The sequence below is a fragment of the Frateuria sp. genome (genome assembly GCF_035695185.1).
Lineage (GTDB): Bacteria > Pseudomonadota > Gammaproteobacteria > Xanthomonadales > Rhodanobacteraceae > Frateuria_A.
The window spans coordinates 1-23,071 of sequence record NZ_DASSES010000148.1 but is presented as its reverse complement, the minus strand read 5'-3'; the positions used below and the strand labels follow the sequence as shown (position 1 = coordinate 23,071).

The 23,071-nt window shown below is 70.7% G+C and carries 21 protein-coding genes; 12 read left to right on the top strand and 9 right to left on the bottom strand.

Going from position 1 to position 23,071, the window contains the following annotated elements:
- Positions 1-283 precede the first annotated feature (283 nt).
- The 3 genes from VFH59_RS12110 to VFH59_RS12100 all read left to right on the top strand — a co-directional run bounded on the left by VFH59_RS12110 (position 284) and on the right by VFH59_RS12100 (position 5,662).
- Positions 284-3,340 (top strand): TonB-dependent receptor, encoded by a 3,057-nt coding sequence (locus VFH59_RS12110; protein ID WP_325165157.1) that lies wholly within the window; start codon positions 284-286, stop codon positions 3,338-3,340.
- 146 nt (positions 3,341-3,486) lie between these two features.
- Positions 3,487-4,956 carry a glucoamylase family protein gene (locus VFH59_RS12105; protein ID WP_325165156.1) on the top strand — a complete coding sequence of 490 codons (1,470 nt, stop codon included), beginning with the start codon at positions 3,487-3,489 and terminating at the stop codon, positions 4,954-4,956.
- A 139-nt stretch (positions 4,957-5,095) separates the two neighbouring features.
- On the top strand, positions 5,096-5,662 hold the full coding sequence (locus VFH59_RS12100; protein ID WP_325165155.1) for a gluconokinase: 567 nt from the start codon (positions 5,096-5,098) through the stop codon (positions 5,660-5,662).
- Positions 5,663-5,749: 87 nt separating this feature from the next.
- Here VFH59_RS12100 and VFH59_RS12095 read toward each other — a convergent pair whose 3' ends face one another.
- The 5 genes from VFH59_RS12095 to VFH59_RS12075 form a co-directional block, all read right to left on the bottom strand.
- On the bottom strand, positions 5,750-6,583 hold the full coding sequence (locus tag VFH59_RS12095; RefSeq protein WP_325165154.1) for a pirin family protein: 834 nt from the start codon (positions 6,581-6,583) through the stop codon (positions 5,750-5,752).
- A gap of 383 nt (positions 6,584-6,966) precedes the next feature.
- Positions 6,967-7,650, bottom strand: coding sequence for a YecA family protein (locus tag VFH59_RS12090; RefSeq protein ID WP_325165153.1), 684 nt, complete (start codon positions 7,648-7,650; stop codon positions 6,967-6,969).
- Between the two features lie 6 nt (positions 7,651-7,656).
- A complete protein-coding gene (xth, locus tag VFH59_RS12085) occupies positions 7,657-8,427 on the bottom strand; it encodes an exodeoxyribonuclease III (protein ID WP_325165152.1) in 771 nt (256 codons plus the stop codon).
- 59 nt (positions 8,428-8,486) lie between these two features.
- Positions 8,487-9,821 carry a cation:proton antiporter gene (locus VFH59_RS12080; RefSeq protein ID WP_325165151.1) on the bottom strand — a complete coding sequence of 445 codons (1,335 nt, stop codon included), beginning with the start codon at positions 9,819-9,821 and terminating at the stop codon, positions 8,487-8,489.
- Positions 9,822-10,017: 196 nt separating this feature from the next.
- A complete protein-coding gene (locus VFH59_RS12075; protein WP_325165150.1) occupies positions 10,018-12,075 on the bottom strand; it encodes a M3 family metallopeptidase in 2,058 nt (685 codons plus the stop codon).
- 91 nt (positions 12,076-12,166) lie between these two features.
- Between VFH59_RS12075 and VFH59_RS12070 the strand changes: the two genes are divergently transcribed.
- Complete coding sequence (locus tag VFH59_RS12070) at positions 12,167-12,697, top strand: gamma carbonic anhydrase family protein (protein WP_325165149.1); 531 nt, start codon at positions 12,167-12,169, stop codon at positions 12,695-12,697.
- Here VFH59_RS12070 and VFH59_RS12065 read toward each other — a convergent pair.
- Both VFH59_RS12065 and aroE read right to left on the bottom strand, forming a co-directional pair.
- On the bottom strand, positions 12,682-13,188 hold the full coding sequence (locus VFH59_RS12065; RefSeq protein WP_325165148.1) for an energy transducer TonB: 507 nt from the start codon (positions 13,186-13,188) through the stop codon (positions 12,682-12,684). The genes VFH59_RS12070 and VFH59_RS12065 overlap by 16 nt on opposite strands.
- Before the next feature lie 219 nt (positions 13,189-13,407).
- The gene (aroE, locus tag VFH59_RS12060) at positions 13,408-14,247 is read right to left on the bottom strand and encodes a shikimate dehydrogenase (RefSeq protein WP_325165147.1); all 840 of its coding nucleotides are present in this window, start codon (positions 14,245-14,247) and stop codon (positions 13,408-13,410) included.
- Between the two features lie 113 nt (positions 14,248-14,360).
- Here aroE and VFH59_RS12055 point away from each other — a divergent pair, with 113 nt between their 5' ends.
- The gene (locus tag VFH59_RS12055) at positions 14,361-14,576 is read left to right on the top strand and encodes a hypothetical protein (protein WP_325165146.1); all 216 of its coding nucleotides are present in this window, start codon (positions 14,361-14,363) and stop codon (positions 14,574-14,576) included.
- 109 nt (positions 14,577-14,685) lie between these two features.
- Complete coding sequence (locus VFH59_RS12050) at positions 14,686-16,776, top strand: putative bifunctional diguanylate cyclase/phosphodiesterase (RefSeq protein WP_325165145.1); 2,091 nt, start codon at positions 14,686-14,688, stop codon at positions 16,774-16,776.
- Between the two features lie 72 nt (positions 16,777-16,848).
- Here the strand turns inward: VFH59_RS12050 and VFH59_RS12045 are convergent, their stop codons facing one another.
- The gene (locus VFH59_RS12045; protein WP_325165144.1) at positions 16,849-18,333 is read right to left on the bottom strand and encodes a RimK family protein; all 1,485 of its coding nucleotides are present in this window, start codon (positions 18,331-18,333) and stop codon (positions 16,849-16,851) included.
- A gap of 228 nt (positions 18,334-18,561) precedes the next feature.
- Between VFH59_RS12045 and VFH59_RS12040 the strand changes: the two genes are divergently transcribed.
- Complete coding sequence (locus tag VFH59_RS12040) at positions 18,562-19,035, top strand: GNAT family N-acetyltransferase (protein ID WP_325165143.1); 474 nt, start codon at positions 18,562-18,564, stop codon at positions 19,033-19,035.
- Positions 19,036-19,142: 107 nt separating this feature from the next.
- Here VFH59_RS12040 and VFH59_RS12035 read toward each other — a convergent pair whose 3' ends face one another.
- Complete coding sequence (locus VFH59_RS12035; protein ID WP_325165142.1) at positions 19,143-19,826, bottom strand: hypothetical protein; 684 nt, start codon at positions 19,824-19,826, stop codon at positions 19,143-19,145.
- A gap of 63 nt (positions 19,827-19,889) precedes the next feature.
- Here VFH59_RS12035 and lptM point away from each other — a divergent pair, with 63 nt between their 5' ends.
- From lptM to hslV, 5 genes are all read left to right on the top strand, one after another.
- Positions 19,890-20,060, top strand: coding sequence for an LPS translocon maturation chaperone LptM (lptM, locus tag VFH59_RS12030; RefSeq protein WP_325165141.1), 171 nt, complete (start codon positions 19,890-19,892; stop codon positions 20,058-20,060).
- Between the two features lie 21 nt (positions 20,061-20,081).
- The gene (gene dapF / locus VFH59_RS12025; RefSeq protein ID WP_325165174.1) at positions 20,082-20,927 is read left to right on the top strand and encodes a diaminopimelate epimerase; all 846 of its coding nucleotides are present in this window, start codon (positions 20,082-20,084) and stop codon (positions 20,925-20,927) included.
- A 69-nt stretch (positions 20,928-20,996) separates the two neighbouring features.
- Entirely contained in the window at positions 20,997-21,683 is a 687-nt protein-coding gene (locus VFH59_RS12020; protein ID WP_325165140.1) for a DUF484 family protein, read from the top strand.
- On the top strand, positions 21,680-22,573 hold the full coding sequence (xerC, locus tag VFH59_RS12015) for a tyrosine recombinase XerC (RefSeq protein ID WP_325165173.1): 894 nt from the start codon (positions 21,680-21,682) through the stop codon (positions 22,571-22,573). The genes VFH59_RS12020 and xerC overlap by 4 nt, the downstream gene beginning before the upstream one ends.
- A gap of 88 nt (positions 22,574-22,661) precedes the next feature.
- Positions 22,662-23,071: ATP-dependent protease subunit HslV (gene hslV / locus VFH59_RS12010; protein ID WP_325165139.1), on the top strand; the 410-nt coding region annotated here is incomplete at its 3' end.

The window sequence follows — 23,071 nt, the reverse complement described above, 5'->3', positions numbered from 1 at the left end:
TGCCCCGCACAGCCTCCCCATCGGCGGCCAGCGGCGGGACTTGAGCGCCTTGCGGTGGCGTACCACACGCCCTGGCAGTTGCCGGCCAAACCGCCCACCACCCTTCATCATCGCCTTCCCGCGAACGTCCACGCACCGCGCCCGGGCGTCGCGTGGCACGCGGGCCGGTGGGGCCACCCGACGCCAAGCGCGCCGTGCCACCCGCCGGCAGGCGGAAAAGCTCACGAACGCATCACCCGCTTGAAACAACCATCCGCCCAGAACCGGCCCTCGGGAGACAGACATGAACACACTGTTGCGCTTGCAGAAGCGCCTTCTGGCGAGCCTGATCACCGGCTCGGTGGCCACGCTCGCCGTCGCGCCGACCCTGTCGTGGGCGCAGACTGCCAATGCCACCCTGCGCGGTACCGGCCCGGCCAACACCGAGGTCACCGCCCGCAACGTGGCGACCGGCTCGGTGCGCCGCACGCGGACCGGCGCGGACGGCAGCTATGCGCTGCCCGGCCTGCAGCCGGGCACCTACCAGGTCGACGCGGGCGCCGGCACCGAACGCACCGTCACCCTGTCCGTGGCCTCCACCGCCACGCTCGACCTGGGCCAGCCGCAGCCCGTCCCGGCCGGCGCGCCGTCGGCCGCCGCCGCAACGACCCTGAGCGGCGTGTCGGTCACCGCCACGACCCTGCAGGAGGTGAAGACCTCCGAGGTCGGCAACACCATCTCGCTGCGCCAGATCCAGACCATCCCGCAGATCTCGCGCAACTTCCTCGAGTTCGCCGACACGGTGCCGGGCATGGTGTTCACCGTCGACTCCAAGGGCAACACCTCGCTGCGCGGCGGCGCGATGAACAACAGCTCGGTCAACGTCTACGTCGATGGCGTCGGCCAGAAGAGTTACGTCAAGGAAGGCGGCGTCAGCGGCCAGTTCGGCAGCCAGGGCAACCCGTTCCCGCAGCTGGCGATCGGCGAGTACAAGGTCATCACCTCCAACTACAAGGCCGAGTACGACCAGATTTCCTCCGCCGCGGTGACCGCGCAGACCAAGTCCGGCACCAACGAGTTCCACGGCGAGACCTACTACCGCTACACCAACGACGCGTTCCGCGAGCGCACGCCGGCCGAGAGGGACTCCGGCACCAAGACCAGTTCGGAAGAGAAGGAGTACGGCTTCGCCATCGGCGGGCCGATCATCAAGGACAAGATGCACTTCTTCGCCACCTACGAGGCCAAGCGCTTCGACACGCCGATCACGGTGGTGCCGAGCGCCGACGGCGCGCCGGGCGTGCCCTACCTTCCGGGAGACGTGGCGGCACAGTTCGGTCCGGCCGGGCTGAACTTCAAGGAAGACCTCTATTTCGGCAAGCTCGACTGGGAGCCGACCGACCGCGACCGCTTCGAGGCCAGCGCGCAGATCCGCCGGGAGAACCAGCTCGGCGGCGTGGGCGACCAGAACGCCGTCACGGCCGCCTACAACACGCGCAACAACGACAAGCGCTATGCGCTGCGCTGGCAGCACAGCGGCGAGGCCTACTTCAACGAGCTGCTGCTGACCTACGAGGACGCCTTCAACGCGCCGACCGCCCTGAACTACGGCAACGGCGCGGTCTACACCTGGGAACGCCCGGCCGACGATCCGGTGATCATCCAGACCGGCGCGGCCAACCCGCTGGCCACGCAGAACAAGGGCCAGAAGGGGCCGGCGATCCAGGACGATTTCACCTTCAACGACCTGCAGTGGCACGGCGACCACGTGATCAAGCTGGGCTTCAAGAAGAAGATGGTCACGTTGCACGCCGCCGACGCGGCCGACGTCAACCCGCAGTTCTATTACAACGTCACGCCGGCCGGCACGGACGCCACCCCGTACAAGGCCTTCTTCACCAAGCCGGTCACCGGCCTCGGGCTCGCCCCCACGGTATCGACCAAGAGCCACCAGTTCGGCGCCTACATCCAGGACGACTGGGACGTCACCGACAAGCTCACGCTGAACCTGGGCGTGCGCTGGGACTACGAGCGCACGCCGTCGTACACGAACTTCGTCACGCCGGCGAACGTGGTGGCGGCGCTCAACAGCCAGGACCCGAACGCGCCGGCGGGGCAGACCTACGCGCAGTCCCTGGCGCTCGGCGGCATCGACATCAACGACTACATCAGCAACGGCCACAACCGCTCCGCCTACAAGGGCGAGTGGCAACCGCGCCTGGGCTTCTCCTATGACCTGTTCGGCGACGAAGCCCACGTGATCTTCGGCGGCGCCGGCCGCGCCTACGACCGTGACCTGTACGACTACCTGCAGCTGGAGACCACCAAGTCGGCGCTGCCGCAGTACACGATCTATTTCCGCGATCCGGCGACCGGGCTGTGCCACCGGGGCTCGTCGCCCTGCTACGACTGGGATCCCGCCTTTCTCGACGGCCTGGGCAACCTGCAGGCGCTGCTCGGGCCGAGCAGCAATACCGGCACGGAAGTCGATCTGCTCAATAACCGGCTGAAGGCGCCGTACTCGGACCAGTTCAGCCTGGGCATGCGCAACCAGGTGGGCGAGTGGAACACCAGCGCGACGGTCTCGCGCATCCTCAGCCATGACGGCTTCGCCTTCACGCTGGGCAACCGCTATCCGAACGGCGCGTTCTATGACAACCCCCAGCTGTGCAACCCGACGGCAACCCCCGGCATCAGCCAGCCCTGGGGTTGTCCTGTGCCGGGCTTCGGCTCGCTGATCATCGGCAACAACGGCATCGCCACCCGCACCACGCAGGTGCTGCTGTCGGCGGAAAAACCCTACACCAGGGAGTCGCACTGGGGGGCGACATTCGCCTACACCTTCACCCACGCCAAGCAGAACCGCGACATCAACGAGCACTATTCGTTCGACGAGGCGACGATCAACGACTACCCGTTCATCACCTCCAATGCCGCGGCCAAGCATCGCTTCGTCGCCACCGGCAACGTGGACGGGCCGTGGGGCACCACCCTGTCGGCCAAGCTCACCCTTGCCACGCCGCTGCCGTTCAACGGCATCGCCTGCTATGACGGGGTGGTGTTCCCGGCCGGCAACAACTGCATCCCACAGGCGGCGACGCCGGGCGGCTCGCGGTTCCTGTTCGGCGGCAAGATCTGGGGTTACCGCGACATCGATTTCCAGGCGACCAAGAACTTCGACCTGGGCCACGGCGTGACCCTGTTCGGCCGCTTCGACGTACTGAACGTGTTCAACTGGGACAATTTCGTCGACTACGTCCCGACCTACGCGAACGGCCACGCGACGGTGGAGTACAACCGCCTCGGCAACATCACCTTCGTGCCGCGCACGTTCAAGTTCGAAGTCGGCCTGAACTTCTAGCGGCCGGGACATCGCGCCGCAGGGCTGCGGACCGCCCTGGAGGGCTGCCTCGCGGCGGGGCGCGGCCGTCCAGGGTCCGTCGTCCGCGCCGGCGCGTGCCGTCCGGCGATGGCCGGTTGTCTTCCCCCCTTACGGATGCGGTCTTCATGGCTTCCCGATCGACCCACGCACTGACCACCGGCCTGTTCGCCGCGATGCTCGCCGCGGCCGCCCCGGGCCCGGCCCGGGCAGCGACACCGGCGCCCGCGGCGACCAGCTATGCCGCGCTGGCGCCTGCGCAGCAGCGGATGATCGACGACCTGGAGCGGCGCACCTTCGACTGGTTCTGGGACAGCGCCGATCCCAGGACCGGGCTGGTGCCCGACCACTACCCGGGCGAGTCCTTCTCCAGCATCGCCGCCGTCGGCTTCGGGCTGACCGCCTACGGCGTGGGTGTCGAGCGCGGCTACGTCACGCGCGGGCAGGCGGCCGCACGCACACTCGCCACGCTGCGCTTCTTGAAGGACGCCCCGCAGAACGGCAGCGAGGACGACACCGCCGGCTACCACGGCTTCTATTACCACTTCCTGGACATGCAGACCGGCAAGCGCTTCGGCCGCTGGGTGGAGCTGTCCAGCGTCGACACCACGCTGCTGCTCGGCGGCGTGCTGTTCGCGCAGTCCTACTACGACCGCGACACGCCGGCCGAACGCGAGATCCGCGCGTTGGCCGACACGATCTACCGCCGCGTCGACTGGCCCTGGATGCAGCCGCGCGCGCCGCTGATCAGCATGGGCTGGACCCCGGGCGGCAAGTTCATCCCGGCCGACTGGAAGGGTTACAACGAAGGCATGCTGGTCTACCTGCTCGCACTGGGCTCGCCCACGCACCCGGTGCGACCGGCCGCCTGGAAGGCGTGGACCTCGACCAACGACAAGACCTGGGGCGCGTTCTACGGGCAGACCTTCCTCAACTTCGCGCCGCTGTTCGGCCACCAGTACAGCCACGTCTGGGTGGATTTCCGCGGCATCCGCGACGACTGGAACCGCGAGCACGACCTCGACTACTTCCAGAACAGCCGTCGCGCCACCTACAGCCAGCGCAGCTACGCGATCGCCAACCCCGGCCACTGGACCGGTTACGGCGCCGACGTGTGGGGCCTGACCGCCAGCAATGGGCCGGGCGGCATCGTCGTCGAGCAGGGCGACAAGACGCTCCGGTTCGAAGGCTACACGGCGCGCGGCGCCGGCCTGGACTACATCTCCGACGACGGCACCATCGCGCCCACCGCGGCGGGCGGCTCGATCGCCTTCGCGCCGGAGATCGTGGTTCCCGCCCTGGCGGCGATGCGGCAGCGCTACGGCAAATGGATCTATGACCGCTACGGCTTCGTCGATGCGTTCAACCCGAGCTTCCACACCCGGACCGAGCTGCGTACCGGCCGGCTGGTACCCGAGCTGGGCTGGGTCGACAGCGTGCAGCTGGGCATCGACCAGGGGCCGATCGTGCTGATGATCGAGAACTGGCGCAGCGGTTTCGTGTGGGACGTGATGCGGCGCAACCCTTATCTTCGCAAGGGGCTGGAGAAGGCCGGCTTCACCGGAGGCTGGCTGGATCAGGCGCCGGCCTCGCCGTGAATCACGCGGCGGCCGGCCCCTCCTGTCCGTGCCAGGCGCCGGTGGCGCCGACAGCCATCGGGCCGGCATTCGGCTCCCCTGGCCGCGCGCGGCCGGTGGCGCACACGCCGGGCGGCATCGGCGCCCGGGTGCGGCGACCGTGAGCACGAACCCCGCAACGACGGCACCGGCCACGGCCGTGGTGGTGATGGGGGTCTCCGGCTCCGGCAAAAGCACCATCGCACGCCGGCTGGCCGATGCGCTCGGCTACGGGTTCCTCGACGGCGACGATCTGCACCCGGCCGCCAACGTCGCCAAGATGCGTGCCGGCGTGCCGCTCGAGGATGCCGACCGCCTTCCCTGGCTGGATGCGATCGCCGCCTGGATGGGGTCGCAGCTGGCGGCCGGCCGCAGCGTGGTGGTCGCCTGCTCGGCGTTGAAGCGTGCCTACCGGGAACGCCTGCGCCGGGCCGGGCCGGGCGTGCGCTTCGTCTACCTGGCGGTCGGCCACGACGAGCTGGCGCGGCGCATGCGCGCGCGCGAGCACTTCATGCCGCCCCGCCTGCTGGGCAGCCAGCTGGCCACGCTGGAGGAGCCGGACAGCGACGAGCCGGCGCTGCGGGTGGACGGGAACGGCACGGTGGACGCGGTGGTCGGGCGCGCGTTGCGGGGGCTGGCGCGGATGGGTCGGCCGGATCTCCGCCAGAGCGGGCCGCGCACGAGGTGAACTTTCCGGGTGGGCAGGCGGGCGGGGTCCGCCGCCGGAGCGGCCCCGCCCCGACCCCCTCCCCGAGGGGAGAGGGCGCCGACCGCGTCAGAAGCGGCCGGCGCGGAAATCGGCGATCGCCTCGTGGATCTGCGCCGGGGTGTTCATCACGAACGGCCCGTAGCGGGCGACGGTTTCGTTGAGCGGCCGGCCGGCCACCACCAGCAGGCGCGCGGCGGTGGTGCCGGCGCCCAGGGTCAGGCGGTCGCCCCCGGACAGCACCGCCAGCTCACCGCGCGGCAGCGGCTCGCCGCCGACCTCGGCGCGTTCGCCCTCGAACACGTAGGCGAAAGCGTGGTGTTCCGACGGCAGGTCGAGCTCGAAGCGCGCGCCGGCGCCCAGCGTGATGTCCAGATAGAGCGGCTCGGTGGCGATGCCCTGCACCGGGCCGATCGCCTCGCCCAGGCGGCCGGCGATCACCCGCGCCTGCACGCCCGGGGACGGTTCGACCCGGGGAATGCGCTCGGGCGCGATGTCCTGGTAGCGCGGCGCGGTCATCTTGTCGGCCGCCGGCAGGTTCACCCACAGCTGGAAACCCCACATGAGGCCGTTTTCCTGCTGCGGCATTTCCGAGTGCAGGATGCCGCGCCCGGCGGTCATCCACTGCACGCTGCCGGGGCCGAGGTCGCCCTGGTTGCCGTGGTTGTCGCCATGGCGCATGTGCCCGGCAAGCATATAGGTGACCGTCTCGAAGCCACGGTGTGGGTGCTCGGGAAAGCCCGCGATGTAGTCCCCGGCCTGGTCGGAACGGAACTCGTCCAGCAACAGGAACGGGTCGAGCATGTCCAGGTTGGGCTGGCCGATGATGCGCTTGAGCTTCACGCCGGCGCCGTCGTTGGTATCGATGCCGCGCACGCGGCGGGTGATGGTGCGTTGGCTCATGGGGAACGCCTCCGGCTGGCAGGGACATCCCCGAGCATGGGGCCGCTGGCCGGCGGGGGGAAGCGCGGCGGCGTGAACGGATCGTTCGACCCACGCATCCACAGGGCGCGGGCCGCTGCGCCAGCATCGGTACATCGGTCACGCCCCGGTGCGCTGCTACAGGGGGCCCGCCACGCGCCGCTGCGGCGCAGTTCCACTTCGCGCTTTCCATGAAGCCTTGCCCGTGCGCCAGGACGATCGGATGCGATGCCGGCCTCCGCCGGAGGCAGGCGCACCCGCGTCATGCGGGTCGGGAAGACGGCGCTGGTGCCCAGCGGCGCGACCCACAGCGCGGTCGGCTCGAGCGTTGATCGGCCGGCAGAACGCCGGACCGCCCCGCCGGTTCAGTGCACCCAGTGGCCACTGCGCTGGCGCGGCGGCGGCGGGGCCTCCTCGCCCGTGGGGGCGGGCGTGCGGGCCAGCGCGGCCAGCTCCGCCTCGGTGGCCGGATGCTCGTGCCAGTAGTGGTCGACCGCCGCAAGCACCGGCGCCACCTGCGCCAGGCACTCGTCGTATTCCTCATCGGTCAGCTTCTCGAACTCGGCCTCGGCCGAGAGGACGCCCTCGTCGACCGCCAGCGCCATCACCGGCCCGAGCATCTCCATCAGCTGCGGGTCCTCGGCCAGGCGCTTCTCCCACAGCGCGGCGCGCAGATCGATGCCGCGGCTGAAGCCCTCGCACCAGCCGGCCGCCGAGAGTGCCGGGCCGGTGTCGGTGTCGACTTCGCCCAGGATCGGCTCGTAGGCGTCCACGTCCAGCTCGACGCGGATCGAGTCGTTCAACTTGGCCAGCAGCTCGAGCACGCGGTTGCCTTCGGCCTCGTCCGCGAAGGGGTCGTGCAGCACCTCCGGCAGCCATTCGTCCGGCAGCACCTCGAGCGGGCCGACGGCGACCGCCGAGAGCATGCCGTGCACGCCGTCGAGCAGCAGGCGGCCATCGTCGGCATGGGCGCGCAGGTAGCGGTCCAGCTCGTCCAGTTCCTCGTCGGTGAGGGAGCTGGGCCATTCATCAGGCGGGGTGCTGTTCATCGTTCCTCAGATATCCAGATCGAGCGTCACCGGGGTGTGATCGGACGGCCGTTCCCACTTGCGCGGCACGCGGTCGATGGCGGCCGCGCGCGCGGTGCCCTTCAGCGCATCGCCGAGCAGGATCAGGTCGATGCGCAACCCCAGGTTGCGGCGGAAGGCACCTTGCCGGTAATCCCACCAGCTGTGGTGACCGGCGTCCTGTTCGAACAGACGGAAGCTGTCGTGCAGACCCAGGCCGGTGATCGCATGGAGCGCCTCGCGCTCGGGCACCGAGCACAGCACCGAGTCGCGCCAGGCGACCGGGTCGTGCACGTCGCGGTCGTCCGGCGCGATGTTGAAGTCGCCCAGCACGACCAGGTTCGGGTAGCGCTCGTGCTCGCGCGCGATGAACTCGCGCACCTTGGCCAGCCAGTCGAGCTTGTAGTCGTACTTCGGGTCGCCCACCGCCTTGCCGTTGACCACGTACAGGTCGATCACGCGAAGGTCGCCGACGGTGGCGGCCAGGATGCGCCGCTGCGGATCGTCCAGCCCGGGGATGTCGGTGACCACGTCGGTGGGCGCGTGCCCGCGGGCGAGGACCGCTACCCCGTTGTAGGTCTTCTGGCCGGAGAACACCGCGCGGTAGCCGGCGGCGGCAAGCTCGTCGACCGGAAACTTGCTGTCCTCCAGCTTGGTCTCCTGCAGCGCCACGATGTCCGGCTGCGCCTCGGCCATCCACTGGGTCAGCTGCGGCAGGCGCACCTTCAGCGAGTTCACGTTCCAGGAGGCGATTTTCATCGGCGCATTGTAGGGGATGGATGCAGCCAGCCCGAGGGGCTCGTGCCCGCGGCCCGGTGTCACCCCCGTCCGGCGCGGCGGCGGCGCCAGGCCAGCAGGGGCTGTGCGCTGAAGCCGTGCACCACCGTACTCAGCGCGGTCACGGTGACGACGATGCCGGCCAGGTGTCCGGCCTGGGCTCCAGCCACGCCGTGGGTGATCGCGTAGCACAGATAGTTGATGCCGCCGATGCCGCGAATGCCCAGCCAACCGACCATCAACCGCCGCTGCCAGGGCCAGCCACTGCCCAGGGTGACCAGCCACACGGCCAGCGGGCGCACCACGAAGAACAGCACCGCCGCCATGCCCACGCCATCGATGTCCCAATGCCGCGCCACCGCGATGCCCAGCAGCAGGACAAGCAAGGGTGCGAGCAGGTGCTCCATGGTGTCGCCGAAGACCAGCGCGTCGCTCATCAGCCGGCCGACGGCCTGCACCGGTTCGCCGCGGTCTTCCCGGCCGACCACCGGCGGCCCGGCCACGAACTCGGCCGGCAACGGTTCATCGCGCTCGCGACGGCGCAGGCGCGGGTGCGGATGCTCGCGGACCACGCCGACCTCGACCATGCGCATGCCGGCGCCGGCGGCAAAGGCGGCCAGGAAGCCGAGCGCGCCGACGCTCTGGGCGGCCGCGTAGGTCAGCGCGATCAACCCGAGGGTCAGCAGGGCGCTCGGGCCCGGGTCGCGCTGGATCAGCATCAGGCGGGTGCTCAGCCAGCCAATCCCCCAGCCCATCGCAAAGCCGATCCCCAGGCCACCCACCACGCCCCAGACCAGCTCCAGCAACGCCCAATGGCCGAACAGGCCCCACGACCATGGCGTGGCCAGCAGCGTCAGGCCGAGCAGCAGGAACGGCATCGCGCTGCCGTCGTTCATGCCCGCCTCGCCGGACAACGCCACGCGCAGCCCGTCGCGGTCGGCGGCATTGTCCACGGCAATCACGCTGGCCAGCACCGGATCGGTGGGCGCCAGCATCGCCGCCAGGATCAGCGCGACCGGCCAGTCCAGCCCGAGCAGCAGCCGCGCCGCGAGCGTCATGCCGGCGATGCCGAGGAACATGGCCGGAAAGGCCAACCGCCGGGCCATGGCCGCCGGGCCAGCGTCCAGGGGCACGCGCAGCTTCAGCCCGCCGACGAACAGCGAGATGATCAGCGCCACTTCGGTCAGGCGCTCCATCCACGCCGCGTCGCGCAGGAAGTCGACGTTGAGCAGGTCCAGTCCCCACGGCCCGACGGCGGCGCCGACCGCCAGATACAGCGCGAAGTGGGTGACCGGCAATGGCCTGATCCAACCGGTCGCCAGTGACATCAACAGCAGCAGTCCGCCGACCGCCGCCATCCATCCGAGAAATCCCATGTCGGTCCCAGTCAGCCTGGACAGGCCCCGGATCGTCGCGATACCCGCATTCACACGGCATGAAGGGGCCGGCGGTGTCCGGGGACTCGCGCGGCAGGCCTCGCGCCGGTCAGGACCGTACCAGCCGCGAATTACGTTCGGTCGCCGCCGGAACCGGCTCGCGGGGGCAGCCTGCCGGCGCGCCGGGCCCGGAGTCTCACGCCAGGCCGTGGCTGCGCAGCAGCGCCTCGGGTTCGGGCTTGCGGCCGCGGAAGGCGATGAAGCTCTCCAGTGCGGGGCGGCTGGCGCCGACGGCGAGGATCTCGCGGCGGAAGCGCTCGCCGGTGGCACGGTCGATCACGCTGCCGCCGTGCTCGGTGAGCGCCTCGAACGCGCCGAACGCATCGGCCGAGAGCAGTTCCGCCCACAGGTAGCTGTAATAGCCGGCCGCGTAGCCACCCGAGAAGATGTGCGTGAAAGCATGCGGGAAGCGCTGCCACGCCGGCGGATGCAGCACCGCGACCTGGTTGCGCACTTCCTCCAGCACCTCCATCGTGCGCGCGCCGCGGACCGGGTCGTATTCCAGGTGCAGCAGGAAGTCGAACAGCGCGAACTCGAGCTGACGCACCAGGAACAGGCCGGCGTGGTAATGCCGCGCGTCAAGCATGCGCTGGTAGAGCTCGTCGGGCAGCCGCTCGCCGGTCTGCCAGTGGCGCGCGAACAGGTCCAGCGCCTCGCGATTCCAGCCGAAGTTCTCCATGAACTGGCTGGGCAGCTCGACCGCGTCCCATTCGACGCCGTCGATGCCGCCGATCGACGGCAGCGCGATCTCGGTCAGCAGGTGGTGCAGGCCGTGGCCGAATTCGTGGAACAGCGTCAGCACGTCGTCGTGCTTGAGCAGCGCCGGCCGGCCCTCGGTGGGCGGGGCGAAGTTGCAGGTTAGGAAGGCGATCGGCAACTGGTGCTGTGCGGCATCGTCGAAACGTGCGCGGCAGACGTCCATCCAGGCGCCGCCGCGCTTGCCGTTGCGCGCGTAGAGATCGACGTAGGCGCCGGCGAACACGCGGCCCTCGGCATCGCGCACGTCGTAGTAGCGCACGTCCGGATGCCAGACGTCGACGTTGTCGCGGGGGCTGAGGGTGATGCCGTAGAGCCTGCCGGTGAGCGCGAACAGCCCCTCGATGACCGCCGGCAGAGGGAAGTACGGCTTGAGTTGTTCCTCGTCCAGCGCATAGCGCTGCTGGCGCAGCTTCTCCGAGGCGTAGGCGACGTCCCAGGGTTCGAGGTTGTCCAGCCCGAGCTCCGCCTGCGCCCAGGCGCGCAGTTCATCCAGCTCCTGCTGCGCGACGGGCCGGGCGCGCGCGGCCAGGTCGTGCAGGAACTCCATCACCTCGGTGGGCGAGCCGGCCATCTTGGTGGCGAGCGATTCCTCCGCGGCGTTGGCGAAGCCAAGCAGCTGCGCGGCCTCGTGGCGCAGCTTCAGGATCTGCTCGATGCGCTCGCTGTTGTCGAATCTGCCCGCGTCCGGGCCCTGGTCGGAGGCACGGGTCTGGTAGGCCCAGTAGACCCGCTCGCGCAACGCGCGGTTGTCTGCATAGGTCAGCACCGCCTGCACGCTCGGTTGCTTCAAGGTGACCAGGAACCCTTCCAGGTCCTGCTCGGCGGCATAGCGGCGCAGCACGCCCCGGGCCGACTCCGGCACACCGGCCAGGTCGCGCTCGTCGGTGATGTGCTCGTGCCAGGCCTCGGTCGCGTCGAGCACGGCGTTGGCGAATTCGGTCGACAGCCGCGACAGGGTCACGCCGATCTCGCGGTAGCGCGAGCGCGCCGGCTCCTCCAGCGCGACGCCGGACAGCCGGAAATCGCGCAGCGCGTGCTCGACCAGGGCACGCTCGGGACGCGGCAGGTCGTCGAACGTCGGCGCATCGGCCAGCGCCTGCACGGCGGCATACAGCGCGCGGTTCTGGCCCAGCTCGATGGCGTGCTCGGTGAGCTTTTCCTCGGCCGGTCCGTACACCGCGCGCAGGGCCTCGCTGTCGGCCACCGCATGCAGGTGCCCGACCGGCGCCCAGGCATGCGCCAGGCGCTGTTCGAGCCGCTCCTGGGTCAGCATCACGGTGGCGAAGTCCTTCGGCGCATCCGGCGCGGTCAGCGCCTCGATACCGGCGCGGTAGCCGGCCAGGATGGCGTCGATCGCCGGCTCCACGTGCTCGGGCCTGATCTGCGAGAAGGCGGGCAACGGCTGGTCGGCGAGCAGCGGGTTGGTCTGGTCCATGAAAAACTCCTTGGGATCGTTCCAGCGTGGCGACCGGGCTGGGCGAATTCAAGCCGGCGCCACCGCTGCGTGCTCACTTACAATCCCGCGGATGAACAATCTGCGTAGCTACAAGGGCATTGCGCCCACGCTGGGCCAGCGCGTGTACGTCGACCCCGCCGCCAGCGTGATCGGCGACGTCGTGCTGGGCGATGATGTCTCGGTGTGGCCCGGCGTGGTGCTGCGCGGCGACGTGCACCACATCCGCGTCGGCGCCCGGAGCAACATCCAGGACGGCACCATCGTCCACGTCAGCCATGAAGGTCCCTACGGCCCGGGCTTTCCCTGCCTGATCGGCGAGGGCGTGACGATCGGCCACGCCGCCGTGGTGCATGCCTGCACCCTCGGCGATTACTGCCTGATCGGCATGCACGCGACCGTGCTCGACGGCGCGATCGTGCAGAGGTACGGCTTCGTCGGCGCCGGCGCGGTGATTGCGCCAGGCAAGGTGGTCGGCGAGCGGGAGCTGTGGCTGGGCAACCCGGCGCGGTGCGTGCGCCTGCTCAGCGACCGGCAGGTCGAACAGCTGCGCTACTCGGCCGCGCACTACGTGCGCCTGAAGGACGACTACCTGGCCGGCTGAACGGCCGGGCGCGCCAGCTGCGCCCGCAGGATGGCCGCGCGCGCCTCGTGCCGGCGCACCGCCAGCTGCCGCTCCGCGGCGAGCTTGCCGGCCAGCAGGGCGAGCAGGTAGTTGTCGGCGTCGAAGTCGCGCAGCAGGCGCAGTTCGCGCTCGGCCTCGTCCAGCTCGCCGTCGTCGATCGACTGCTCGACCACGCGCGTGCCCGCGGGGAACAACCGCTGCAGGGCTTCGCGGGTGGCCGCATCATCCGGCTCCAGGCCGAGCACGCTCAGGTAGAACTCGTAGGCGTTGCTTCCGGCCGGCGCGAGCAGGCGATGGTCGCGCTCGGCAGCCTGCGCCAGTCCGAGCAGGATCCCGCGGCCGCTGGCGGCGTCGTCGGGCGGGGCGAGCGCCGGCGCCCGGCGATTTAGGACCAGCGTCACCAGCAGCAGCGCCAGCACGGTAGCGGCGACCGCCCATCGGCGGCGCGGCGGCGCGAAGGAAACGGACATGCAGGCATCGCCCATGGCACCGCGATCGGCACGGCGCTGCGCACGGTAGCGGCGACAGGTTGCAGCGGCGTGACCTGCGGACGTCAGGCGGCGGTTGCACGCTCCAGCGCTTCCGGCCAGGCCAGCGCCTGCGCGCGGTCCTTGCCGCGTGCCGGGCATCGGCGGGCTGACCGACGGCCGCGATGCAGCAGGCGCCGCAACCGCGGCGACAGGTGGATGTCAGGCCGCGCTCCCGCGGAGCTGGGCGTAGACCGGGTCGGTGTCCGGCCGGCGGCCGTGCCACAGCGCGAAGGCATCGGCGGCCTGTTCCACCAGCATGCCCAGGCCGTCGCAGGCCGCCTTCGCGCCGGCGCCCCGGGCCCAGTCGAGGAAGCTTTGCGCGGCACGTCCGTAGGACAGGTCGTAGCCGATCGTCTGCGGATTGGCCAGGCCCGGCGGCAGCGGCAGCGGCTGGCCCAGCACACCGGCCGAGGTGGCGTGCACGATCAGGTCGAAGCTGCCCAGTCCGGCCAGGTCCTGCCAGTGGCGCGCGCGTGCCCGCGTCGCCCCGAGGGCGCCGGCCAGGGCAACGGCGCTGTCGGCGGTGCGGTTGACGATGGTCAGCTGGTCCACGCCGGCATCGAGCAGGTCCCAGGCCACCCCGCGCGCCGCGCCGCCGGCGCCCAGCAGCAGCACGCGGCGGCCGTGCAGGGGACAGTGCTGACGCCCGGTGAGGTCGCGCACCAGACCGCTGCCGTCGGTGTTGTGCGCGGCAAGGCGACCGGCGGGCAGGCGTGTCAGCACGTTGGCGCTGCCGGCGCGGCTGGCGGCCGCGCTGCGCTCGTCGGCCAGGGCGCAGGCGGCGGCCTTGTGCGGCAGGCTCACGTTGGCGCCGTGGCCACCGGCCAGGAAATGGCGCACGGCATCGGCGAAGGCCGCGGGCGTCGCGTCGATGGCCACGTAGTCCAGCGCGATCCCGCACTGCTCACCGAACATCCGGTGGATGGCCGGCGACAGCGAGTGACCGATCGGATGCCCGAACACCGCGTAGCGGGCGGGAAATGCGCTGCCGTGCGGCATGAGGGGTCCTGTGGCCGTTGGGTTCGCGCATTCTAGGATGCGCGCTGGGGCCGTCGCAGCCGCTGAGATGGTCGCCTCACAGCATGGGGCACTACCCCTTCCGGAGGCTCGCCATGCCCGTTTCCCGTTCCCAGGCCTTCACCTTCCAGCTGGCTGCCGGTGCCGGCCTGTGGTGGCTGCTCGGTGCGTTCGTGCTCGCACTGACGCCGGTGCCGGCGCATACCGAGGCGTTCGGCTGGGCGCCGCTGTTCTGGTTGCTGCTCGCACCGCTGTGCGTGCTGGGTGGCCTGCGCCTGCGGCGGCTGGCACTGGTGCTGCCGGCAGGCTGAACGTTCAGCCCAAGGCAGGCCTGGGCCCGCCCCGGGGCTTGCCGTTGTGCTACAACGCGCGATCGTTTCTCGACGCGTTGGCGTCCGGCAGGGGGGCGCAAACCGAAGCATGATGGCGGTCAGTTACAACCCGTGGCTGGTGACGCTTTCGCTCGCCCTGGCCGCGCTCGATGCGTACGTCGCCTTCAGCGTGATCGGTCGCATCGCCCGCCTGCGAGGACCGGCCGCCGTGCTGTGGACCGGGTTCGGTGCGCTGGCGATGGGTTCGGGCGTTTGGGCCATGCACTTCATCGGCATGCTCGCCCTGCAGGTGCCGATGCCGCTGGGCTACGACAGCCGGCAGACCGCATTGTCGGCGGTGCCGGTGGTGCTGGCCACCGGTGCCACGCTGTGGCTGCTGGCGCGGCGCCCGACGCGCAACGGCGCCATCCTCGCCGGCTGCGTGCTGGGCTTGGGCATGGCCGCCATGCACTACCTGGGCGTGGCGGCCTTGCACATGCGCCCGGCGATCGCCTGGCGGCTGCCCTGGACCGTCGCCTCGCTGTTGCTGGCGCTGCTCGGCTCGACGGCGGCGATCCGACTGCACAGCGTCATCTGGCGCAGCGAGCGACGCCGCCGCTGGTGGCTGCGCCTGTTGGCTGCCGCGTTGCTGGGCGGCACCGCCACGGGCGTGCACTACCTGGGCATGGCCGCGATCCGGTTCGCGCCCGGCGCGGTGAGCCTGCAGGCCGACACCGGCCTGCATGGCCTGGGCCTGGGCCTGGCCGTCAGCCTGGTTTCGGGCCTGTTGCTGCTGCTGACGCTGGGGGTGAGCCTGGCGCACCGGCAACTGCAGCGCCACACCGAGGCCATCTCGCGCGAGCTCGGCCAGGCGCGCGACGCGCTGAGCTGGCTGGCCTACCACGACGAGCTGACCGCCCTGCCCAACCGCGCCAACGTCCTCGACCTGCTCGACCGGCTGTTGCCGCTGGCGAGCGAGGAGCGCTTCGAAGTCGCGGTGATGTTCGTCGACCTCGACGGCTTCAAGTCGATCAACGACACGCTCGGCCATGAAGTGGGAGATGAGTTCCTGCGCTCGGTGGCCGACGCACTGCGCGCCAGCGTGCGCAGTCGCGACACCGTCGCGCGCTTCGGCGGCGACGAATTCGTGGTGGTACTGGAGCGCTTCCGCAGCGAGGCGAACCTGCGCGCGATCTGCCAGAAGATCCTCAGCCTGGTCAGCCGGCCGGTGACCGTGGCCGGCCACAGCGTGAGCGCCACGCCCAGCATCGGCGTGGCGATGTTCCCGCGCGACGGCGGGGATGCGCCGAGCCTGCTGCGTCACGCCGACCTCGCCATGTACAGCGCCAAGGAACACGGCAAGGCCGGCTACTGCTTCTACCAGCCGCGCATGAGCGAGCAGGCGCGCGACCGCCTGCTGCTGTCGGCCGAGTTGCGCGACGCGTTGCAGCGCGAGGAGATCGTCGTCCACTACCAGCCGAAGGTGGCGCTGGACAGCCGGCGGGTGGTCGGGATGGAGGCGCTGGTGCGCTGGCCGCATCCGCAGCGCGGCCTGTTGTTGCCGATCCACTTCGTGCCGCTGGCCGAAGGCAGTGGGCTGATCGGCAAGCTCGGGCGCGTGGTGCTGCGCCAGGTGGCGCGCCAGCTGGCGCAGTGGCGCGCACGTGGCCTGCCGCTGGTGCCGGTGGCCATCAACGTGTCACTGCAGGAGATCCAGGACGACCACTTCGTCGCTGGCCTGCTCGGCACGCTGCGCGAATTCGGGCTGCATCCGAGCCTGATCGAGTTCGAGATCACCGAGTCGGCGGCGATGAAGAACGCCGAACACACCTTGCGCCAGTTGCGCGAGCTGGAGATGTTGGGCTTCCGCATGGCGATCGATGATTTCGGCACCGGCTTTTCGAGCCTCAGCCACCTGCGCCAGCTGCCCACGCGGACGATCAAGATCGACCAGAGCTTCGTGCAGGGCGCCGAGCGCAACCCCGCCGACCGCGACATCACCGAGGCGATCATCGCGCTGGCACGCAAGCTGCGTCTGAGCACCGTGGCCGAGGGCATCGAGACCGAGGCGCAGGCGGCCTGGCTGCGCGAGGCCGGCTGCGAGATCGGGCAGGGCTTCCTGTTCGTGCCGCCGCTGCCGCCCTCGCAGGTGCCCGCGGTGCTGCTCGCCCAGCGCGCGCCGGCTCCCAGCACCTTGTAGGGCGCCCTCAGGCGCGACTGCGGAGGCGGAGCTGCGGTCGCGCCCCGGGAGGCTCCCGCAAGGCTCGCGCCATCAGCGGCCGATACCCAGCCGCTTGTGCTCCATGCGACGCAGGAACTCCTGCATGATGCGGCGGTAGAGGTCCGCGCCGAGGTAGGCGTCCTCGACGCCGGCGTCGATCGACGGGTTGTCGTTGACCTCGATCACCACCGGTTTGCTGCCGACCTGCTTGAGGTCCACGCCGTACAGGCCATCGCCGATCGCCTGGGTCGCCTTGAGCGCCAGCTTGACCACCTCGGCGGGCGCGTCGCGCACCGGCACGGTCTGGAAGCCGCCGGATTTGGCGGTGCCCTTGGCGCCGTGGTTGTAGATCTGCCAGTGCCCCCGCGACATGTAGTACTTGCAGGCGTACAGCGGCTCGCGGTTGAGCACGCCGATGCGCCAGTCGAATTCGGTGTAGACGAATTCCTGCGCCAGCAACAGGGCGCTGTGCGAGAACAGTTCGCCGGCGGCCTTCTCCAGCGCGTCGGCATTCTCGACCTTGACCACCCCGCGCGAGAACGAACCGTCCGGGATCTTCAGCACCAGCGGGAAGCCCAGCTTGGCGGCAGTGTCCTTCCACGCCTTGGCGTTGTCCCGGTAGAGGATCTCGGTGCGCGGCACGGCGAGTTTGCGCGAGACCATCAGGTCGTTGAGGAATATCTTGTTGGTGCAGCGCAGGATCGAGGTCGGATCGTCGATCACCACCATGCCTTCCTTCTCCGCGCGGTGCGCGAAGCGGTAGGTATGGTTGTCCGAGGCGGTGGTCTCGCGGATGAAGAGGCCGTCGTACTCGGCCAGCCGCGGGTAGTCGTTCTTGCCGATCGGGTCGACTTCGATGCCCAGTTCCTTGCCGGCGGCGATGAAGCTCTTCAATGCCTTCCTGTTCGACGGCGGCATCGCCTCGTCGGGGTCGACCAGCATCGCGATGTCGTAGCGGTACAGCTTGCGCGTGCGGGGCTTGCGCCAGAGTTTGCGCGAGAAGCGGTCCAGCTCCGTGGCGAAGGCGTCCTCCTGCGCATCGTCCAGCGTGTGCAGGCCGACCGGCTTGATCGAGGCAACCTGCCAGACGCGCTCGCGCTCGAACTCGATGCGCAGCAGCGGGCAGGGAAACATCTCGAACACCTGCCGGGCCAGGTCCTGCAGCGCCGGGTAGGCGGTCTCGCCGAAGTAGACCAGGATGCCGAAGTCGGTGGTGTCGCGCCCGCCGGCGGGCAGGAAATGGGTCAGCTTGCTGTTGAGGTCGGAGATGTCCAGGCCGTACAGCGAACGCCGGCGCAGGTCGTTGATGGTGCGCACCGAGGGCATCACCTTGTGTCCGCGGGCCTCCGCCAGCAGCGAGACGTAGTAGCCGGTGCCCAGGTACTTGTAGCTGCGGCACAGGTTGATCACGTGGGTGCGTTCGTCGTCGCCGCCGACCGGTTCGCGCAGGTAGTCCATTGCGCTCATGACGTCCACGGACGGGTAGTAGGCGCTCCAGTCGGAGGCTTTCTCGACGACGATCACCAGGCGGGTCATGGCACCTCGCTACACGCAAGAAGGATCGCCGACGCGCGGCGCAACGGGGCGACGAGGGCGCAATTGGCGAAGTGTGGCATAGGCGTGGTGGCGCGCAATGGTGGCGCGCGGCGCACCTAAGAGGCGGTTCAGCGTGAACTTCATGCAAGATGGTCCTGCGCCGACCCGTTGCGCGTCGGCGCGCTGGAGCCCATCTTGCGCAACGCCTGCCCATTGGAACCTCCACGCTTGAGCCGATGCCAGCCCGCCGCCCACGTGCGCCCCGCCACGCCGGCCGACCTCGATGCCCTGGTCACGCTCGAATGGCAGGCCTTCCGTGGCGACCGCATGAGCCGCGCCCAGTACCGTCGCCACCTCGCCAGCCCCCGGGCCGTGGTGCTGGTCGCCGATGCGCCGGGCGAAGGCCTGCTCGGCAGCGCGCTGGTGTTCTTCCGTGCCGGCAGCGCGCGGGCCCGGCTGTACTCGATCGCCATCGCGGCGGCCGCACGCGGGCGTGGTCTCGGCGCGGGCCTGCTGGCGGCCGCCGAAGACGCCGCCTGCGCGCGCGGTTGCCGCGCGGTGCGGCTGGAGGTGCGGGTGGACAACGCGGCGGCCATCGCCCTGTACGAGCGGGCCGGCTACCGGCGGATCGGAAGCTGCGCGGGCTACTACGAGGATGGCGCCGACGCCTGGCGCTACGAAAAGGACTGCGCGGCTTCCTGACTGCGGTGCCCGTGGCGAAGCCGTCGGCCGGGGTGCCGCGCGCCAGGCCGGCGGCGAACGGTTCGGAACTCAGCGCCCGGGCCGGCCACGGCGGGGGCGTGGCAGCCTCACAGCGGGTGCGCGATCCGCTCGGCCGTTTGGTCGTCCGGCCGGGCGACCAGCGCGCCGGTGCGCATCAGGCTCGCCGTGTAGTGGCCTCCGTCGACCAGCGGCAGGTAGGCTCCGCTGCCGTAGACGGTGTCCACCATCGGCAGCCAGTCGGGATGGGCGCGGGCCAGCGTGACCAGGTCGTAGCCGTTGGCCTCGCGGAAGTCGACCACCGTGCGCATCGCGTTCATCTCGTCGGCCGGGTCGTCGTAGCGGCCGGACAGGCGATCCAGCCGGTACAGCGGCGGCAGCCCCGCGAGCACGGCGGGCAGTTTCCATTTGAGTACCAGTGCCTCGAGCCGCCAGGCGTCACCGGCCAGGCCCACGTCGCGGCGCTGGCCATCGGGCCAGGTCAGCGTGAGCGCCCAGCGCTGGGGCGAGAGGATGCGCGCGTCGACCGTCACCACCGGCGCCTCCTCGCCGAGCAGGCGATAGCCGCGCAGGCTCCAGCCGGCGCCGGCGAGCAGCAGCGCCAGGCCCAGCCCGACCAGCAGGAACAGCGTGCGCAGGACCGCCGCGAACGGACGGCGTGCCCGCAGCCGGCGGCTCAAGGCCACCAGCTGCCCCAGCGCGAACAGCAGCGCCAGGGCGGCGAGGATCCACAGCAGGGTGCTCGGCAACTGCAACAGCGAGGCCCAATCCATGAAGTCAAATCCGGCGACGTTATGATGCGCGCATCATAGCCGCCGATCCGTCGAGGAAGCCCGATGCGCCGAACCCTCCTTTGCACCGTCCTGCTGCTGGCCATGGGCCTGCTCGCCGGTTGCGGCAACAAGGGCCCGCTGGTGTTTCCGCCGGCCCGGCCGGGCAGCACCGTGGCACCGGCCGCCTCCGCGCCGGCACCGGCATCGGCCGCGAGCGTGCTGCTTCCGGGTTGACCGATCGTGCGTTTTTCCAAGATGCACGGGATCGGCAACGACTTCGTCGTCGTCGATGCGCGCGCCGCGCCGCTGGCGCTCGGACCGGCGCAGATCCGCGCCTTGGCCGACCGCCACACCGGCATCGGCTGTGACCAGCTGCTGAGCGTCGAAGCCGCGCGCGACCCCTCCTGCGCGTTCTACTACGGCATCTGGAACGCCGACGGCAGCCCCTCGGGCCAGTGCGGCAACGGCGTGCGCTGCGTGGCGGCCTGGCTGCACCGTGCCGGTGCGCTGGCACTGGACACGCCGGTGCGCATCGAAAGCCCTTCCGGCCCGGTCGGCGTGCGCGTGCTCGATGCCCACCGGGTGACCGTGGAGATGGGCGAGCCGGCGTTCGAGCCGGCGCGCATCCCGCTCGACGCCGACGCCCCGGCCGAGGCCTATCCGCTTGCACTTGGCGCGGCCACCGTAGTGGTCGGCGCCGTCTCGATGGGCAATCCGCACGCGGTGGTGGTGGTCGACGACCTGGCCGACCCCGCACTTCCGCGGCTGGGTCCGGAACTGACCGCGCATCCGCGCTTCCCCGCGGGCGCCAATGCCGGCTTCGTGCAGCTCCTCGGCCGTGACCACCTGCGCCTGCGCGTGCACGAGCGCGGCAGCGGCTGGACGCGGGCCTGTGGCACCGGCGCCTGCGCCGCCATGGCCGTGCTGCGCCAGCGTGGCCGGGTCGATGCGTGCGTGCAGGTCGACCTGCCCGGCGGCCGACTGCAGATCGACTGGCCCGGTCCGGGCCATACGCTCTGGATGACCGGGCCGGCGGCGTTCGCCTTCGAGGGCGTGTGGTCACCGGACCCGGGCGAGGGGCAGGCCCGACATGGCGATTGATGCGCGGGCGCGGGCGTCGCACACTCCGTGCAGGCCGATCCGCCGCCTGACGTTCCCCTAGGTCGTTCCATGCCCGACACCCTGCTCGACGAGATTCCCGGCGCCACCGCGGTGGCCGCGTACCTCAAGCGCCATCCGCACTTCCTGGCCGACTACCCGGATCTCGCCGCGCAGCTGACGCTGCCGCGCAGCGAAGGCCCGGTGGCCTCGCTGGCGATGTACCAGCTGCAGCAGCTGCGCGAGAAGAACGCCGAGCTCGAGCGGCGGCTGGCCGAGCTGATCGCCATCGCCGCCGAGAACGAGCGGCTGATGCAGCGCGTGCACGAACTCAACGTGACCATGCTGCGCGCGGCGACCCCGGCGCTGGCGGCACGCAGCGTGATCAGCCGGCTGGCGAGCGATTTCCGCATCGAACAGGTGCGGTTGCTGCTGTTCGGACACGCCCATGGCCTGCCGCAGGCCGAGTGGCTGGTGGTCGAGCCGGGTGGCCGCGCCGCGCTGACCGAGTTCGCCGGCTTCCAGGGCAACCACGAACCGCTGGTCGGACGGCTGTCCGCCGAGCGCCTGTATCGCCTGTTCGGCGACCACGCACCCGAGGTGCACTCGGCCGCGGTGATGCCGCTGGGCGAGCTGGGCCTGCTGGCGATGGGCAGTGCCGACCCGAATCACTTCCAGCCCGGCATGGGCACGCTGTTCCTGAAGATGCTCGCCGCCACGGTCGGCGCCGCACTGACCCGCTCGCAGGAGCTCGCCTGAGCACCACGCCACGCGCACAGGTCGAGGCCTGGCTGGGTCGGCTCGCCGGCGAGCGCCAGGCCTCGGCGCACACGGTCGCGGCCTACCGGCGCGACCTGCACAAGTTGCTGGAGTGGATGGACACCCAGGGCATCGGCGAGTTCGCCGCGGTGGGCGCGCATCGCATGCGCGCGTTCGTCGCCAGCCAGCACCGCGCCGGCCTGTCGCCGAAGAGCCTGCAGCGCCTGCTCTCCTCCTGCCGCAGCCTGTTCCGCCAGCTCACCCGCGAGGGCCTGCTGGCACAGGATCCGGCCGCCGGCGTCCGCGGTCCGAAAGTCCACCGCAAGCTGCCGCAGGTGCTGGACGTGGACGAGGCCGGGGCACTGGTGGAGAACGCCGGCGAGGGTGCCCTGGGGCTGCGCGACCGCGCAATGCTGGAACTGTTCTATTCCTCCGGCCTGCGCCTGTCGGAACTGACCGGCCTGCGCTGGGGCGACCTCCACCTCGACGAGGGCGAGGTGCGCGTGCTGGGCAAGGGCGCCAAGACCCGCATCGTGCCGGTCGGCAGCCACGCGGTGGCGGCATTGCGTGCGCTGGGCAAGGCCGAGGGCATGACGACCACCGCGCCGGTGTTTCGCGGCCGCGCGGGCGCGCCGATCAGCCCGCGCACGGTGCAGGCGCGGCTCAAGCAGCTGGCGCTGTCCCAGGGGTTCGCCAGGCGCGTGCACCCGCACCTGCTGCGGCACACCTTCGCCAGCCACATGCTGGAATCCTCCGGCGACCTGCGTGCGGTACAGGAGCTGCTCGGGCACGCCGACATCGCCACGACGCAGATCTACACGCACCTGGATTTCCAGCACCTGGCGAAGGTCTACGACGCCGCCCACCCGCGCGCCCGGCGCAAGGGCTGAAGCCCTGCCTCGATCGACCCGCCGGCGGCGTTGAAGGCCAGCCGGGCGACCCCATGTATGCGCGTTCGAGCCTTTCGCGGAGCCACGCATGGAATCGTTCCACGCCACCACCATCCTCTCGGTCCGCCGCGGCGGACGCGTCGTGCTGGGCGGCGATGGCCAGGTCACCCTGGGCAACACGGTGATGAAGTCCAACGCGCGCAAGATCCGCCGGCTCGGCAAGGGCGACGTGCTGGCCGGCTTCGCCGGCGCCACCGCCGATGCCTTCACGCTGTTCGAGCTGTTCGAGCAGAAGCTCGACAAGCACGGCAACAACCTCACCCGCGCGGCGGTGGAGATGGCCAAGGAATGGCGCACCGACCGGCGCTTCGGCAAGCTCGAGGCGATGCTCGCGGTGGCCGACAGGGACGCCTCGCTGCTGATCTCGGGCAACGGTGACGTGCTGGAGCCGGAGAACGGCCTGATCGCGATCGGCTCCGGTGGCCCCTACGCCCAGGC

Excerpts from the sequence above, each read along its gene's own strand:
- VFH59_RS12070 (WP_325165149.1), top strand. The coding sequence starts at position 12,167 with ATGAACAATCTGCGTAGCTACAAGGGCATTGCGCCCACGCTGGGCCAG.
- VFH59_RS12020 (WP_325165140.1), top strand. The coding sequence starts at position 20,997 with ATGCCCGACACCCTGCTCGACGAGATTCCCGGCGCCACCGCGGTGGCC.
- dapF (WP_325165174.1), top strand. The coding sequence starts at position 20,082 with ATGCACGGGATCGGCAACGACTTCGTCGTCGTCGATGCGCGCGCCGCG.
- VFH59_RS12045 (WP_325165144.1), bottom strand. The coding sequence starts at position 18,333 with ATGACCCGCCTGGTGATCGTCGTCGAGAAAGCCTCCGACTGGAGCGCC.
- xth (WP_325165152.1), bottom strand. The coding sequence starts at position 8,427 with ATGAAAATCGCCTCCTGGAACGTGAACTCGCTGAAGGTGCGCCTGCCG.
- VFH59_RS12075 (WP_325165150.1), bottom strand. The coding sequence starts at position 12,075 with ATGGACCAGACCAACCCGCTGCTCGCCGACCAGCCGTTGCCCGCCTTC.
- lptM (WP_325165141.1), top strand. The coding sequence starts at position 19,890 with ATGCGCCGAACCCTCCTTTGCACCGTCCTGCTGCTGGCCATGGGCCTG.
- VFH59_RS12090 (WP_325165153.1), bottom strand. The coding sequence starts at position 7,650 with ATGAACAGCACCCCGCCTGATGAATGGCCCAGCTCCCTCACCGACGAG.
- VFH59_RS12050 (WP_325165145.1), top strand. The coding sequence starts at position 14,686 with ATGATGGCGGTCAGTTACAACCCGTGGCTGGTGACGCTTTCGCTCGCC.
- VFH59_RS12065 (WP_325165148.1), bottom strand. The coding sequence starts at position 13,188 with ATGTCCGTTTCCTTCGCGCCGCCGCGCCGCCGATGGGCGGTCGCCGCT.
- VFH59_RS12080 (WP_325165151.1), bottom strand. The coding sequence starts at position 9,821 with ATGGGATTTCTCGGATGGATGGCGGCGGTCGGCGGACTGCTGCTGTTG.
- VFH59_RS12055 (WP_325165146.1), top strand. The coding sequence starts at position 14,361 with ATGCCCGTTTCCCGTTCCCAGGCCTTCACCTTCCAGCTGGCTGCCGGT.
- VFH59_RS12095 (WP_325165154.1), bottom strand. The coding sequence starts at position 6,583 with ATGAGCCAACGCACCATCACCCGCCGCGTGCGCGGCATCGATACCAAC.
- VFH59_RS12105 (WP_325165156.1), top strand. The coding sequence starts at position 3,487 with ATGGCTTCCCGATCGACCCACGCACTGACCACCGGCCTGTTCGCCGCG.
- VFH59_RS12035 (WP_325165142.1), bottom strand. The coding sequence starts at position 19,826 with ATGGATTGGGCCTCGCTGTTGCAGTTGCCGAGCACCCTGCTGTGGATC.
- aroE (WP_325165147.1), bottom strand. The coding sequence starts at position 14,247 with ATGCCGCACGGCAGCGCATTTCCCGCCCGCTACGCGGTGTTCGGGCAT.
- VFH59_RS12110 (WP_325165157.1), top strand. The coding sequence starts at position 284 with ATGAACACACTGTTGCGCTTGCAGAAGCGCCTTCTGGCGAGCCTGATC.